The organism is Paenibacillus sp. S33 (genome assembly GCF_053615415.1).
In genome coordinates this window covers 2,543,307-2,557,183 of sequence record NZ_JBSIEZ010000001.1, presented here as the reverse complement: position 1 = coordinate 2,557,183, position 13,877 = coordinate 2,543,307, and the positions used below count along the sequence as shown (strand labels likewise).

Below are 13,877 nucleotides of genomic sequence, written 5' to 3'. Positions count from 1 at the left end.
ACTGGAAAGCTACTCACATTGAAATTTCCACCAAATTACCTTCTGGATCTTTAATTACGCTTTCATAATAGCCGTCACCTGTCAATCTTGGCTGACCCACAACTTCATATCCTGCATGCATGAGCTGCTCTGTCTTTTCATTCACCCGAGCTTTACTTCCAACGGAAAATGCCACATGAGCCCAGCCCGTAATATTTATCTGTGGTGAATGATCTACTCCCGTTTTACGCATAACCTCTAACCTTGCTCCATCCTCAAAGGTGATAAAATAGGACTCAAATCCTTTTGTAGCGTTATAATATTTATCGTTAGATTTTCCATCAAAATATTGCTCGTAAAAGCTTTTCATCTTTTCTAAGTCCCTCACCCAGATCGCTACATGCTCAATCTTCATTATTTTCCTCCTTCTGCAGCCCTCATCATTAAAAAATCATTAATTTATACTGGACTCAATTTTTAACATCGTTATTATTAACGTTTTAATAAGTCTCAATATATCTCAGTAATTCATTTTTGTCCAATCTATTTATCATCAATTATCAATAAATAACGCTTTCGTCTTCAGCTTGTAACTCGGTTGCTAATACCCCTAAAAAATTAGCGACCGCTTCGTAAAAGAGAAGAAGCGGTCGCTATCTATAAGCCTTCATTGTATATTTAATACTTAATCACTGGTTTATTTATAAATTAACGTTTCAAGCTTTCACCGTTCGTAGCAATAACTTCTTTGTACCAATGGAACGATTTCTTCGGATATCTTTCAAGTGTACCGCTGCCATCATCATGACGGTCTACGTAAATGTAGCCATAACGTTTTTTAAGCTGAGCGGTCGAAGCGCTGACAAGGTCAATACATCCCCAAGACGTATAGCCCAAAACCTCTACTCCGTCCTCAATTGCTTCTCCAACTTGAACCAAATGATCATTCAGGTAGTTGATTCGGTAGTCATCCTCAACCGTTTTTTCGCCTTTTTCATTCGTGATCAGTTCATCAACGGCGCCCAGGCCATTTTCAACGATGAACAATGGTTTTTGGAAGCGATCATAGAACGTATTCAGGACATAACGCAGACCTTGCGGATCAATTTGCCAGCCCCACTCACTTGCCTCGAGATGCGGATTGATGACACCACCAAGGATGTTACCTTCACCTTTGACTTTTTTAGCTTCGTCAGCTGTCTCACAAGTACTCATATAATAGCTGAACGAGATAAAATCAACGGTATGCTTCAAATCTTCGGCATCACCTGGTTCAAAGTGAATAGAAATTCCGTTTTCTTTAAAGAATCGTTTCATGTAACCAGGGTATTGACCTCTTGCGTGAATATCGGCAAATGCCATGTTTCTGTGATCAAATTCCATCGCAGCAATCACATCGTCTGGATTAGGTGTTAGCGGATAAGTAGGCATACTCAGCACCATACAGCCAATTTTGAAATCAGGGTTGATCTGGTGACCGATTTTTACCGCTCTTGCACTCGCTACAAGCTCATGGTGAATAGCTTGATAAAGATCTTGCTCACTAAGTTGATCTTTTGGTGTGCTAATTCCTCCACTCATGAATGGTGCTTCAAGAATGGAGTTGATTTCATTGAAAGTCAACCAGTATTTAACTTTATCTTTGTAGCGATTAAATACAGTTGTAGCATAGCGCTCATAAAAATCAACAAGCTTACGGTTTACCCAACCATCGTATTCTCTGGATAAATGTAAAGGTGTTTCATAGTGAGATAATGTAACGAGTGGCTCAATTCCATATTTGTGAAGTTCATCAAACAAATCATCATAAAATTGCAAGCCCTTTTCGTTAGGCTCCAGTTCGTCACCTTTAGGGAAGATACGTGACCATGCAATAGAAGTACGGAATACTTTGAAGCCCATTTCCGCAAAAAGTTTGATATCTTCTTTATAATGATGATAAAAATCAATACCGATCAACTTCATGTTATCTTCTGTTGGTACATCCGTAACGGGCCCCCAGCCACCACGAGGAGTTACATCCTGAATGGACCAGCCTTTTCCATCTTCTTGATAAGCGCCTTCGAGCTGATTAGCAGCAACTGCTCCGCCCCACAGGAAATCTTTTGGAAACTGTGTACTCATATTTTCTCCGCCTTTGCTGATGTTTTTCATTAACTAGATAGAAATACGTTACCTCTATGCTAATGTGTTATAAGTACTTCTAAATGAATCTTAAGGTTTGTAACGCGTTTCATGTCAAGTATTATTTTAAAAACTTCTAGAGCTTATAACTGTATTATCTCCAATAAGTACTCCCATATTTATAACTCTTCTATTATTGAGTAAAATGACTATTCTTTAATTGGCGGATCTACATGAATATCTCTATCTGGTTCAGTGCTTACCCAACGTGTAAAAATAACCTGAAAGCCGGCTCGAGTCGGCGCGCAGGCAAAAGGACCCGCCTGTTGTCCCGTTTCATAAGGAAAACGTGCTACACGTACGGTGCGCCAGCTTTGATTTTCGGTTCGAGCTCTAATGATAACTGCATCCTGTAGCTGTGAAGCACGAATCGTGACATTTTTCCCTACCCACTCAGGTACAGGAGCTAATGACCAATCGGAATAGCCATCTGTGACTACGACAGCTAATTGAGGAATTCCGTCATTTAATTCAATCCCAGCTTTAATCCACTTTTGCTGTCCTTGATACAGCATTATACCGGCCTGATCATAGAGCTCCGTAAATGAGCCTAATTGAAACGTGACTTCGATGGCTGAGCCTTCTTCCCAGTCTGTAAGCAGGGAATGTCCGCTACTGCGTTCAAATCCATACAAAGTTTTTTCCCAGTAGTCGCTTCCTTCTCTGGTTTCAACTTTAAGAAACTGGTCTTCTTCTATGGATGATACAGGGTGATTAGTCCATGTTCCTGTAGTCCATGCAATTGATCTTTGAGTCATTGATCTCATCCTCTCATGCTTTATTGAACGATGTCCTATTTCCTTTTCTCCACCAATTGCAAATTGTACGTCAGACTTTCAAGGGTCACCGAAATCAACCCATACATATATTCATCATGCGTATCGTTTTTCACAAATATCTCGGGCATATGTTCTTTGGGTACATCTTTTAGACAGCCGTTATAAATATCGTCCAACAGAGTCGGCTTGGATAACTCTCCAGTCAAAGCGATAGATACAGGGTCTATAATTGCAATAATGGAAGTTATCGTTTGGATCGCCAGAGGAACAAATCCCTCTGTGCTATTTAACTGTTTAAGCTGTTCCTCTCTTGTTAAATCAAAGGGTAAGAAGGACACCTCCCCCGCAAACTTGGTATTTCCTTTTAACAAATGTCCGTCGACAATAAAACCCGCTCCCGGGAAATTGTCCTTGGGAAACGAAACAATAGCAAAGGTTTTATCCTCATCATAATTCTGCATGTTATAAAATCCGTAGACTGTCAAATGCATATCATTTTCAATGGTAACTTCTAATCCGTATTTATCTTGAAGCCGTGGACCTACAGGGACTCCTATGAGCAGGTCGAGATCGCAAACATCGATAATCCCTTGATGAACAACCCCAGGAATGCCAATCCCAATGGCTTTGACGTTTCCATAGTTATTAATCAGCTCTCCAATTTGGGTTTCTATGACCTCATAATCAATATGGGGCACTATGGAAGTATTCTCGATGATGATATCACCAAGCAAATTGGCAACAGCATAAGTAAGAGAATGTATACCGCCTTCCGTTTTCACATTTAAACAGATAATATATGAATAATCAGCGTTATATTTGTACCGTCTAGCCGGACGTCCGCCGTTCGATTCTTCCAATTCCGTCTCTAATACTTCCCCGGTTTGAAGAAGCTCATTCAGAATATTTCCGCAGGTTGCCACACTAAGACCTGTGATACTGGCTATGGATGACTTGGTTGCATATTCCTTGGATTTCAGTGTGTTTTTAACTAACTCTACATTAATTTGTTTAACCCGAATAGTATTATTGGAGACTGGTTGTATTTGAATACACTCCTTTTCCAGTATTTATTAAAAGGTTTATAATAAGTTGTAATATACCGCTCTGCCTGCAAAAAGTCAATTTGAACGCGTCTTCCTCTTCTCTTCTATCATCATGCTATACTATAAATAAGAAACAAATTTTTAGTGCGGCATCTTTGCAATGAAACTAAGTGAAATAGGAGGGATTCTGTTGTCAGCTATTGAGTATATAGCAATAATCGCGTTGCTCCTCTCCGTCATACTTTTAATTAAGGTCTATAGCCTTCAATCGCGTCTTAATGACCTGAAATCCGACGTGGAGCGTCTTGAAAATCGTTCAGGAATACAAGGAACATCGCTGTCGGGTACTATTGCTGCCACTCCTTCACATGTTCTAGATGCAGGAGCTTCAGAAGATATCAATGAAAAGTTGCTCCTGCTAATTAGGGAAGGAAAAAAGATTCAAGCCATAAAAGAGCTGAGAACCGCTAAGGATCTTTCCCTTAAGGATGCAAAGGATTATGTCGATCAATTGGAAAAACTCTAAAGAAAGGAAGAAATAAGATGAGTGCCAGCAAAACAAACGCCATGCGCATATTAGATAGGCAACACATACAATACAATATTTTGAGTTATGATCATCAAGACGGAAAAATAGACGGGATGAATGTGGCTGAGAAAATAGAGAGAGCCCCAGAAATGGTTTTCAAAACTTTGATTGCACACAGCAAACAAAATCTGTTTGTTTTTGTAATCCCTGTACATAAAGAGCTTGATCTCAAAAAAGCAGCCAAATGCGCGGGAGAGAAAAAAATTGAAATGCTTCCAGTTAAGGATTTGCAAAAGTATACGGGATATATTCGCGGTGGCTGCTCCCCCATAGGAATGAAAAAGCTCTACCCCACTTTTATCGACCAGCCTGCATTGGAACTGGAAGCCATCGTTGTGAGCGGTGGGAAAATTGGGACCCAACTGGAGTTGAGTCCACACGATTTAGCTCAAATCATTCAAGCACAGTTTGCAGATCTGACGCATACAGCATAAAACTCACCACATGATCATAAAATCTTTATGCATATTTTCTCTAATTCCTTGCTTCATCAAGCTTCAACCTGGAAAGGAAGATCTAATGATGCATAATGATTGCCCGAAAAATGTAAGAATCCCCCAACCCATCAGAAGCGATGGTGCTGGGGGCATCGACAAGGGCCCACGTGATGTGATGAGGGATCTACAAAATCCCGATATGCTGGTTCCCCCCGTAACGGACAATGGTCTCATTCCGAATATGAGATTTTCTTTTTCTGACGCCCATATGCAGCTTAATCATGGTGGGTGGTCAAGAGAAGTAACGGTAAGAGAATTACCTATTGCCACAACCCTTGCCGGGGTGAATATGAGTTTGACGCCGGGAGGTGTACGTGAGCTTCACTGGCATCAGCAGGCGGAATGGTCTTATATGCTGTTGGGAAGTGCTCGTATTACGGCAGTTGACCAAAATGGACGTAATTTTATTGCTGATGTGGGTCCCGGGGATCTCTGGTATTTTCCTCCTGGCATTCCCCACTCTATACAGGGGCTTGAGGATGGCTGTGAATTTCTGCTGGTTTTTGATGATGGCAGCTTTTCCGATCTGAACACCCTATCCATCTCGGATTGGTTCGCACATACTCCCAAAGACGTACTTTCTGCAAATTTTGGTGTACCAGAAGCTGATTTTGCAGCAATTCCTCAAGACCAAGTATACATCTATCAGGATTCAATTCCCGGTTCAATTCAAAGCCAAGCGCTTCCCTCTCCTTACGGGACGTTGCCCCAATCCTTCAAGCATGAATTACTAGCCCAGCCCCCAATCAAAACACCGGGCGGAAGCGTACGCATCGTTGACTCCTCCAATTTTCCGATTTCCAAAACCATCGCAGCCGCCCTTGTTGAGATTGAGCCCGGAGCCATGCGAGAAATGCACTGGCACCCCAATAATGACGAATGGCAATACTATCTTACAGGGCAAGGACGGATGACTGTCTTTGGTGGTAATGGCGCTGCCCGCACATTTGATTTTAGAGCCGGAGATGTCGGATATGTGCCTTTTGCTTATGGTCATTACATTCAAAATACTGGCTCTAGCTCATTATGGTTTCTTGAAATGTTTAAAAGTGACCGTTTTGCGGATGTTTCCCTGAATCAATGGATGGCTCTTACGCCCACAGAACTGATTCAGAGTAATTTACATGTAGGTGTTGATGTAATCTCTAATTTACGAAAGGTAAAATGGCCCGTCGTCAAATATCCTGGTTATTCTTATGACCCTAAAAAGAAATAACGGGAACAACTTTGTCATGATTATTTCCAGCTATCCCCATGGCTCAGAACAAACTGCTCGAATGATATCGGACGGCGCCCAGTGACACGCTCTACGGTATGAGTAACTTGATCTTCACTTCCATTTTCACGTATCCTTCTATCCAATCCCGCCAGCATATCTGCATATTCTTCAGGCATTCCAGCTCGAACCATGCCCGCTTTTAGCTCTTCATCAGGCAACGAGATATGCTGGATTGCTTGGCCTGTTAACTTCCCAATAATCTTACCGACTTCGCCATAGGTTAGTGACTGAGGTCCAGTGATGACATGAGCTATGTTATGTGGTTTATCGTCAATCAGAGCTCGTACTCCCACTTCTGCAATGTCATCTGCACTGACAAAACCTACTCTCCCTTCTCCTGTCGCACTATAAATCGTGCTGGTGTTTTTGATGGTACTTACATGCTGACCTTCTGTAAAATTCTCCATAAAGTAGGATGGCTGCAATACAGCCCACTCTGGAGCTAATCTACGTAGTGCTTGATGCACAGGTCCAAATACTGGTCCGTCCTCAGGCACAGATGCGCTCCCTAACAGCACAAACCTTTGCACTCCTTCTCTCAAGGCCCTCTCAATAAAAGGAATCATCACTTTGGCGGGATTGACATCCAGCACAGGTACTACCAAATAAATTTTATCTACATTCATCAGCGCCTGTGCATGTGTTGATTCATCATACCAATCAAAATATACATAATCTTTCCCTTCCCATTCGGCAGGATGAGCACGTCCTGCCAAACGTACCGGATGCTGAAGTTGCGTAAGTCTGGCGGCTACACGGCTACCTGTTTTGCCGTTTGCTCCTGTAATCAACGCTATATTTCTGTCTTTCATGAAATTCAACTCCTATTTAAATTTTTTGTTTTCGCCTAGATATCCATATCCCTATGAGGCTTGAACTCTTTCATTTATGATTCCAGGGCTTCAAGAGCTACTAAAGGGTTCCAGTAATCTTTGTAGTGAATAATTTTTCCGTTCTTCAGCTTAATAACAGAAATGTAGGTTTGATTATACGGTTTACCTGTGCTCACAGCCTGCGCCTCACAGGCGAACTCGGCCACGAATAAATCCGGGTCCGTTGTCGTATGGATAATTGGTGAAGAGAAATGCTGAATCCGAAGTATATTAGGAAACTCCTTAATGTACTCGTAAATTGCTGCTTTGCCCTGAAGCATTTGTGCAAAATGCTTAGGTGCATAAGGGAACTCGAAAACAGCGTTATCATCAAATAATGAAATCCATTGCTCCATATTTTCTTCTAACAGGTTGCTCGTAAATTTATGCATGACTGCTTGCGCTTGCTGTTTTACTTCGTCAGTATTCGGATTGATTGTCATGGTAGACACCTCGCAAATATATTTTTAGTTCCTGCTTAAAAAACGAATTCAAGACGCTAAAATAAACATAAGCATTCTAGATTGAACAGTCTATAATACTCAAAAAAAATTTGACCAATCAGTCTGGAATGTTCAAAAAATAAACGCTATTAAGCGTTCATAAAGATCAATCTAAAATCGACAGCGTTGTACGCACAATATCTCTAAGCACCTCAGTGCTCGCGCCTGTCTTGGCGGTAAATGTCAACGATAGTCGGGCATGATTTAGAAATCTGGCGATTGACAATAGCTCAGATTCCGTAGCATGAATCTCCCCTTCTTTTTGGGCGCGGACTAGGGCGTCGTAAAAAGCAAGTTCAAGCTTTTCTGTGTTTTCAGAAATAAAAGCTTTGATCTCATGATGATGCGGAGCCTGTTCAATAGCACTGTTCATAATAAAGCATTCCTTGGACATCCTCTTATCCGTCAACACTCTAACAGATTCATTAAAAATCATCGCTATTGCATCCTTAATGCTCCCAGGTTGACTGAGCAGATGAACTACGGCTTCGGTCTTGTCACGTATATAAAGCTGAATAGCCGAAAAAAACAAATCATATTTCGTTCCGTAGGTATCATAAAGACTCTGCCGCGCTATACCCAACTGATCCAGTAAAATTGTCAGAGAAGTTCCCTCATAACCATGCTCTCCAAATACAGCCATAGCTTTTCGTAGAACACTTTCAGTATCAAATTCTTTAGCTCTTCCCAAACCTTATGTTCACCTCCTTGCCTATGATTATAATTTTTACAGACTGATCAGTCAAGAAAATAAAATTGATTTTTTATAAGTTTATTTACAAAAAAACCATCGTACCGATACGATGGTTTAGGAATGTTTATTTTATACAAACGCTCAGATGTAAATGATGCAATCCGACTATTCGTCAGAGTCTACATTATGGTAAACCTGCTGAACATCCTCCAAATCTTCTAATGCATCAATCAATTTATCGAATTGAACCTGTGCATCTTCTGGAAGAGAAATATCATTTTGGGCAAGCATGGTGAGCTCCGCAACGGTAAACTCAGTCACTCCTGCTTGTTTGAAAGCTTCCTGCACAGCATGGAATTGATCAGGCTCTGCATATACGATGACGGCTTCATCTTCTTCAATGATGTCTCGCACCTCTACATCTGCCTCCATCAACAGCTCCAGCACTTCATCTGCGGTTTTACCCACCAGACCAATAACTGCTGTTGAATCAAACATGTAGGCTACAGATCCGCTCACGCCCAGGCTACCGCCATTTTTCGTAAAAGCAGAACGCACATCCGATGCTGTACGATTAACGTTATTGGTCAGTGCATCTACAATGACCATGGAACCGTTCGGTCCGAAACCTTCATAACGAAGTTCTACGTAGTTTTCATCGCCAGCACCTTTTGCTTTTTCAATAGCACGGTCAATGATTGCTTTGGGTACATTGTACGTTTTTGCACGTTCTAAAACGACTCTTAATACCCGATTGGATTCAGGATCAGGTTCGCCCTGTTTGGCTGCCACATAAATTTCCACGCCAAATTTAGCATATATACGACTCGTATTAGCATCCTTGGATGCCTTCTTTTCTTTAATGTTATTCCACTTACGTCCCATAATATCCCGCTCTCTTCCTGTATGAATATACACAACGAACTTCATTATATCCTTGTATATTATATCTCCTAAAGGACATACGAACAAGTTCAAACAACTCCGTTATGGAAAAATAAACAATTCTACCTAATTAGGGATGCTTGGAAATATGAACTTTCAATTCTCCTCATCTATGGACAATCCCCCTATCCATGTCTAAGATGAGGAGGAAGTCTGACTTGAAGGAGATCATTTAATTGGATGTCTTGTACAAAAAGTTGAGCCATAATCATGAAATCACAGTATACGAAACCACCGAGCTGTACGGTGAAAAGGGATTATTTCGGGTGATGCAGTTTTCAAATACAGCCATCCAAGGCGCGGTGGACTTGAATCATCCGCAACGCATTTTGTTCGAATATCCTAGAGCAATCATCCATCTCATGGAACTGAACGATCCGTCATTTGAAGATGTATTTATTATTGGGCACGGTATAGGTACAATAGCGGGTCATTTTACAGATAAACGCTTTAAGATTGCCGAGCTGGATGCACAAGTCGTAGAGTTCAGCCGAACATTCTTTGGATACGATCAGGATAATGTAACTGTTGGCGATGGACGACGCATTCTGGAGAAGGAAGCGCCTGATGCTTATGACTATATTATTCTGGACGCCTTCACAGAGCAGGGTACACCTTTGCATTTAGTATCCTGGGAATTTTTCAAGATGGCCAAAGAAAAGCTGGATTCCGAAGGCTCCCTGATCATGAATTTAATGGGCAAAAGTGAACACGACCATCTGATTAATGCCATTCACACAACGTTGCGTGAAGAATTCGCCTATGTCACAACTTTCTCGCTCCCCTCGGATGGCGCTGCCGATATTCAAAATATCATTATGGTAGGTCGGGACAAGCCAATCCGGTTTCAGGCACGTCAGATGGCGGACTTTCATGAGATTACACTTGGAGAAGGTCATATTCTACGGGATACAGATGCTTAGTGTAGTTCCAATATTCGTCTCTCTACATCTTCGATATGAATCGTCTCTTTGTTGCAGCTTTTTCGTTCCACTAACTCTACTTTCCCGTGTTCGGCATCTTTACCAACGACGATGCGCACGGGAATGCCTACTAAATCAGAGTCTTTGAATTTAACCCCGGGCCGTTCCTCACGATCGTCCAGCAGCACCTCCACACCGCGATCCAGCAGCTGGTTGTATAATTTTTCGGCTATTTGCATCTGAAGCCTGTCTTTCACAGAAATCGGAATAATATGAACTTGAAACGGGGCCAGCGCATGAGGCCATATCATTCCGTTCTGATCATGATTTTGCTCTACAATGGCAGAAAGGATTCGGGAAACCCCAATACCGTAGCAGCCCATAATCATCGTTTGCTCCGTTCCGGACGCATCCAGAAAAGTCGCACCCAGCTTCTCACTATATTTGGTGCCTAGTTTAAATACGTGTCCGATCTCAATCCCACGATAAAGTTTTAATTCCCCTTCCTTACATCGAGGACACCTATCCCCTTCTATGACATTCCGCAAGTCAGCCACATGCCGAAGATCTATATCGCGCCTTGGATTCACATGTCGATAATGATAATCCAGCTCATTCGCGCCTGCGATACCGCTGGACATTTGGACAACGGCGTAATCTACCCACACAGGGATCGTCAATCCGCATGGGCCTACGAACCCCGAGGGGCTTCCGGTCGCCTTTGACACGGTGTCTGCACTTGCTATTTCGAATTTTTCACTACCTAAAATATGTTTAAATTTCACTTCGTTAACCTCATGATCACCCCTGACAACTACAGCAACAGGTTGATCGTCAGCCATATAAATCAGTGTTTTGATGATTTCTTCAGGTTCTATGTGAAGCGATTCAACCAGTTGATCTATTGTACGTAGGCCTGGAGTATGGAATTTTTCCATTTTAGCTGTATCAAAAGAAGGATGGCTGACATGTTCATTTTCATCTGAGACTGGAGCTATTTCTATTTTCTCCGTCGACCGCGCCACGGCTTTTTCAAGATTAGCTGCATATTCACAGCAGGTGCATGCTACAATGGTGTCCTCTCCAATATCAGCTAGAGCCATAAATTCATGGGTTTCACCTTCGCCACCAATGGCACCCGCATCTGCTTCTACTGCACGAAAATTCAGACCACAGCGGGTAAAAATGCGCTGATATGCCTGGAGCATAGTCCAATAGGTATGATCTAGTCCTTCCCAATGTGCATCAAACGAATAGGCATCCTTCATCAAGAATTCTCTGCTACGAAGCAGGCCAAATCGAGGACGTCGTTCATCCCGAAATTTGGTTTGAATTTGATACAGGGTTACAGGCAATTTGCGATAAGAATTCACTTCATTTCGTATTAAAGACGTAATGACCTCTTCATGTGTAGGCCCCAATGCAAACTCTCGATTATGTCGATCTTGCAGACGCATCAGCTCAGGACCGTAAACATCGTATCTCCCTGATTCTTGCCATAGCTCCATTGGCTGCAATACAGGCATCAGCAACTCCCCAGCTCCGGCGCGATCCATTTCATCTCGTATGATTTGCTCTACTTTTCTGAGCACCCGTCTGCCCAATGGCATGTAGGTGTACATTCCAGCCGCCAGTTGGCGGATAAATCCTCCCCGCAGCATAAGCTGATGACTGATCACTTCGACCTCTGCGGGTGCTTCACGCAAGGTTGTCAGTAATAATTGGCTTTGGCGCATGTGTAGCTACCTCCTTGTATGGACGATAAAATGTACGCAAAAAGACACATCCGTCAGGGACGAATGTGTCGTGGTACCACCCTTAATTTGACCGTAGCCATACACGGAACGGTCCTTCATCAGATAACGGCGTCTAGCCGGTAACGGTTTATCTTACAAACCGCTACAGCTCGCAAGGCAGGGAAACGTTCATTCGCGGCGAGAAACCTTTCAGCCCATGAGTTTCTTCTCTGTACAGCGGGTATTGAACCTTTGATCCTTGGTCTACACTATTCCTATATATTACAATTTTCACCACTTTATACGAAATGTAATTTCTAGTCAAGGAGATAATCGTCTATCTGAGATCAGCCAGGGACATGAACGATATTTAATTTTCAAGATAATTAAATTCCGTTGGTTACCCTATTGCATAATGAGTGGCCAGACTTTAGAACGGATACACCTGCGAAAACCCAGAACAAAGCAGACACTACCAAAGAACCTCCCTTTAAAAGCAAATAAAGGAGGCACTGTGGCAGAAAAACAATTACGTATTTCACGCTGTCCATCAGACAACATGCTCCTTTTACCAATTAATTGATTGAGGCCATTACGTACGTGAAGCTCCCAATACGCGCTGTTGTAGGGTAGAGTTCTCTTGATTACTTATGTATCTTCCTTTTTAAAATACACGCCCTTGAAAAACACAAAATTTTGCGAATGTGTGCCATATAGCTCCTGAAACCTAGAATGGAGTTTATTCATAGAAAGGGTCTCTGAAACCGTCCGATCCGTTTGCAGGGTCAAGTCGACACAGCTAATTCCAAATTGGCACACTTGCTCCATAGGATAACCTTGGGTGATTCCATAAATCATCCCGGCAATAAAAGCATCATCTGCGCCTGTGACATCAATGACCTCTTTAACGGGATGCATAGGAATTTGTCCATGAGTTCCATCCTGAGAGGCGTACAAAACTCGATCAGCACCGCAGATAAAAATGACATTTTGAACCCCAAGTTTGTGAAAAATCCGGGTGGCATCCAACATATGCTGATCATCTGTAAGTTCTAGCCCCAAATAAGCTTCAGCCTCCACCGGTTTACATACCAGCCATTCCACCCCATGCAAATTTCGGGGAAGCTTTCTCATCTTGGAGGCCGATACCGAAGAAACGACAATCGGAACCCGATGTTCATGGCAGACATGTATGGTGGCTGCAATTACGTTCATAGAGAAATTAGTGTCCAGCAGAACGAGTCGGGACGAGGCGATTAAAGGAGTATTTTCATAAATTACTGAAGGACGAATCTGATCATAAATCTCCATTTCTGCTGTCGCTACAATCAGTTCACCACGCTCATTCAGCAAGGCAGTATAAACCCCAGTTGACGGCTCACCTTTGACTTGCAGAGGAACCACGTGCATGTAACGGCCGGACTGTTCAATAATAAATTCACCTTCCGCATCGTCCCCAACCGCAGTTAGCAGGCTGACCCGTTGGCTCAACCTCCCTAAATTTTCGGCTACATTTCGTGCTACCCCACCGCAAGATTGCAGCCTTGTACTGCTTGGATTGGAGGTATGAAGCTGAAATGTACCTTTAATCATGATTTTACGATCCAGATTGGCCCCCCCGATACATAGTATTGGTTTGCTAGAGGGCCAAGGCTCGTCCTGTTCATTTTTGTGGATTTTTTTTAATTTCATGATTTGACTCCTTTCTCGAGTCTATTCGCTAGAATGATTTAAATTTGTACAGAAATAGGCACCCTATAAAATTAACACGTTCCAAATGTCAAATTCCCAAGAATAATGTCGAGTCCGTTAAAATATCCAAAAGTTACCCATGCAAAAAAATCACCCTAT

The 13,877-nt window shown here is 42.3% G+C and carries 14 protein-coding genes; 4 read left to right on the top strand and 10 right to left on the bottom strand.

Going from position 1 to position 13,877, the window contains the following annotated elements:
- Positions 1–13 precede the first annotated feature (13 nt).
- The 4 genes from ACWGXJ_RS11805 to ACWGXJ_RS11790 form a co-directional block, all read right to left on the bottom strand.
- On the bottom strand, positions 14–394 hold the full coding sequence (locus ACWGXJ_RS11805) for a VOC family protein (protein ID WP_023988486.1): 381 nt from the start codon (positions 392–394) through the stop codon (positions 14–16).
- Between the two features lie 293 nt (positions 395–687).
- A complete protein-coding gene (locus ACWGXJ_RS11800; protein ID WP_250245222.1) occupies positions 688–2,103 on the bottom strand; it encodes a glycoside hydrolase family 1 protein in 1,416 nt (471 codons plus the stop codon).
- 209 nt (positions 2,104–2,312) lie between these two features.
- The gene (locus tag ACWGXJ_RS11795; protein ID WP_452566796.1) at positions 2,313–2,921 is read right to left on the bottom strand and encodes a DUF1349 domain-containing protein; all 609 of its coding nucleotides are present in this window, start codon (positions 2,919–2,921) and stop codon (positions 2,313–2,315) included.
- A 35-nt stretch (positions 2,922–2,956) separates the two neighbouring features.
- Positions 2,957–3,865: an ROK family protein gene (locus tag ACWGXJ_RS11790; protein ID WP_081330751.1), complete on the bottom strand. Its 909-nt coding sequence runs from the start codon at positions 3,863–3,865 to the stop codon at positions 2,957–2,959.
- Between the two features lie 283 nt (positions 3,866–4,148).
- On the opposite strand from ACWGXJ_RS11790, the gene ACWGXJ_RS11785 reads away from it, so the two are divergent.
- The 3 genes from ACWGXJ_RS11785 (at position 4,149) to ACWGXJ_RS11775 (ending at position 6,290) form a co-directional block, all read left to right on the top strand.
- Positions 4,149–4,514 (top strand): ribosomal protein L7/L12, encoded by a 366-nt coding sequence (locus ACWGXJ_RS11785; protein WP_446723031.1) that lies wholly within the window; start codon positions 4,149–4,151, stop codon positions 4,512–4,514.
- A 17-nt stretch (positions 4,515–4,531) separates the two neighbouring features.
- The gene (gene ybaK / locus ACWGXJ_RS11780) at positions 4,532–5,011 is read left to right on the top strand and encodes a Cys-tRNA(Pro) deacylase (RefSeq protein ID WP_165179711.1); all 480 of its coding nucleotides are present in this window, start codon (positions 4,532–4,534) and stop codon (positions 5,009–5,011) included.
- 88 nt (positions 5,012–5,099) lie between these two features.
- Entirely contained in the window at positions 5,100–6,290 is a 1,191-nt protein-coding gene (locus tag ACWGXJ_RS11775; protein WP_452567892.1) for an oxalate decarboxylase family bicupin, read from the top strand.
- A gap of 20 nt (positions 6,291–6,310) precedes the next feature.
- On the opposite strand, the gene ACWGXJ_RS11770 is transcribed toward ACWGXJ_RS11775, so the two are convergent.
- The 4 genes from ACWGXJ_RS11770 to ACWGXJ_RS11755 all read right to left on the bottom strand — a co-directional run bounded on the left by ACWGXJ_RS11770 (position 6,311) and on the right by ACWGXJ_RS11755 (position 9,307).
- Positions 6,311–7,165, bottom strand: a complete 855-nt coding sequence (locus tag ACWGXJ_RS11770; protein WP_235306298.1) for an NmrA family NAD(P)-binding protein — start codon at positions 7,163–7,165, stop codon at positions 6,311–6,313.
- Between the two features lie 74 nt (positions 7,166–7,239).
- Entirely contained in the window at positions 7,240–7,668 is a 429-nt protein-coding gene (locus ACWGXJ_RS11765; protein ID WP_250261447.1) for a nuclear transport factor 2 family protein, read from the bottom strand.
- A 166-nt stretch (positions 7,669–7,834) separates the two neighbouring features.
- Complete coding sequence (locus ACWGXJ_RS11760) at positions 7,835–8,419, bottom strand: TetR/AcrR family transcriptional regulator (protein ID WP_235306300.1); 585 nt, start codon at positions 8,417–8,419, stop codon at positions 7,835–7,837.
- A 168-nt stretch (positions 8,420–8,587) separates the two neighbouring features.
- Positions 8,588–9,307, bottom strand: a complete 720-nt coding sequence (locus tag ACWGXJ_RS11755) for a YebC/PmpR family DNA-binding transcriptional regulator (RefSeq protein WP_250245220.1) — start codon at positions 9,305–9,307, stop codon at positions 8,588–8,590.
- A gap of 236 nt (positions 9,308–9,543) precedes the next feature.
- Between ACWGXJ_RS11755 and ACWGXJ_RS11750 the strand changes: the two genes are divergently transcribed.
- Positions 9,544–10,290 carry a spermidine synthase gene (locus ACWGXJ_RS11750; RefSeq protein WP_452566795.1) on the top strand — a complete coding sequence of 249 codons (747 nt, stop codon included), beginning with the start codon at positions 9,544–9,546 and terminating at the stop codon, positions 10,288–10,290.
- Here the strand turns inward: ACWGXJ_RS11750 and ACWGXJ_RS11745 are convergent.
- Positions 10,287–12,026: a proline--tRNA ligase gene (locus ACWGXJ_RS11745; protein WP_452566794.1), complete on the bottom strand. Its 1,740-nt coding sequence runs from the start codon at positions 12,024–12,026 to the stop codon at positions 10,287–10,289. The genes ACWGXJ_RS11750 and ACWGXJ_RS11745 overlap by 4 nt on opposite strands.
- Before the next feature lie 648 nt (positions 12,027–12,674).
- Entirely contained in the window at positions 12,675–13,718 is a 1,044-nt protein-coding gene (locus ACWGXJ_RS11740) for a carbohydrate kinase family protein (RefSeq protein WP_452566793.1), read from the bottom strand.
- Positions 13,719–13,877: the final 159 nt, after the last annotated feature.

What these genes read in the sequence shown, in the direction of transcription:
- ACWGXJ_RS11755 (WP_250245220.1), bottom strand. Translation starts at nt 9,307, where the DNA reads ATGGGACGTAAGTGGAATAACATTAAAGAAAAGAAGGCATCCAAGGAT.
- ACWGXJ_RS11770 (WP_235306298.1), bottom strand. Translation starts at nt 7,165, where the DNA reads ATGAAAGACAGAAATATAGCGTTGATTACAGGAGCAAACGGCAAAACA.
- ybaK (WP_165179711.1), top strand. Translation starts at nt 4,532, where the DNA reads ATGAGTGCCAGCAAAACAAACGCCATGCGCATATTAGATAGGCAACAC.
- ACWGXJ_RS11805 (WP_023988486.1), bottom strand. Translation starts at nt 394, where the DNA reads ATGAAGATTGAGCATGTAGCGATCTGGGTGAGGGACTTAGAAAAGATG.
- ACWGXJ_RS11745 (WP_452566794.1), bottom strand. Translation starts at nt 12,026, where the DNA reads ATGCGCCAAAGCCAATTATTACTGACAACCTTGCGTGAAGCACCCGCA.
- ACWGXJ_RS11785 (WP_446723031.1), top strand. Translation starts at nt 4,149, where the DNA reads ATGAAACTAAGTGAAATAGGAGGGATTCTGTTGTCAGCTATTGAGTAT.
- ACWGXJ_RS11740 (WP_452566793.1), bottom strand. Translation starts at nt 13,718, where the DNA reads ATGAAATTAAAAAAAATCCACAAAAATGAACAGGACGAGCCTTGGCCC.
- ACWGXJ_RS11775 (WP_452567892.1), top strand. Translation starts at nt 5,100, where the DNA reads ATGCATAATGATTGCCCGAAAAATGTAAGAATCCCCCAACCCATCAGA.
- ACWGXJ_RS11765 (WP_250261447.1), bottom strand. Translation starts at nt 7,668, where the DNA reads ATGACAATCAATCCGAATACTGACGAAGTAAAACAGCAAGCGCAAGCA.
- ACWGXJ_RS11795 (WP_452566796.1), bottom strand. Translation starts at nt 2,921, where the DNA reads ATGACTCAAAGATCAATTGCATGGACTACAGGAACATGGACTAATCAC.
- ACWGXJ_RS11800 (WP_250245222.1), bottom strand. Translation starts at nt 2,103, where the DNA reads ATGAGTACACAGTTTCCAAAAGATTTCCTGTGGGGCGGAGCAGTTGCT.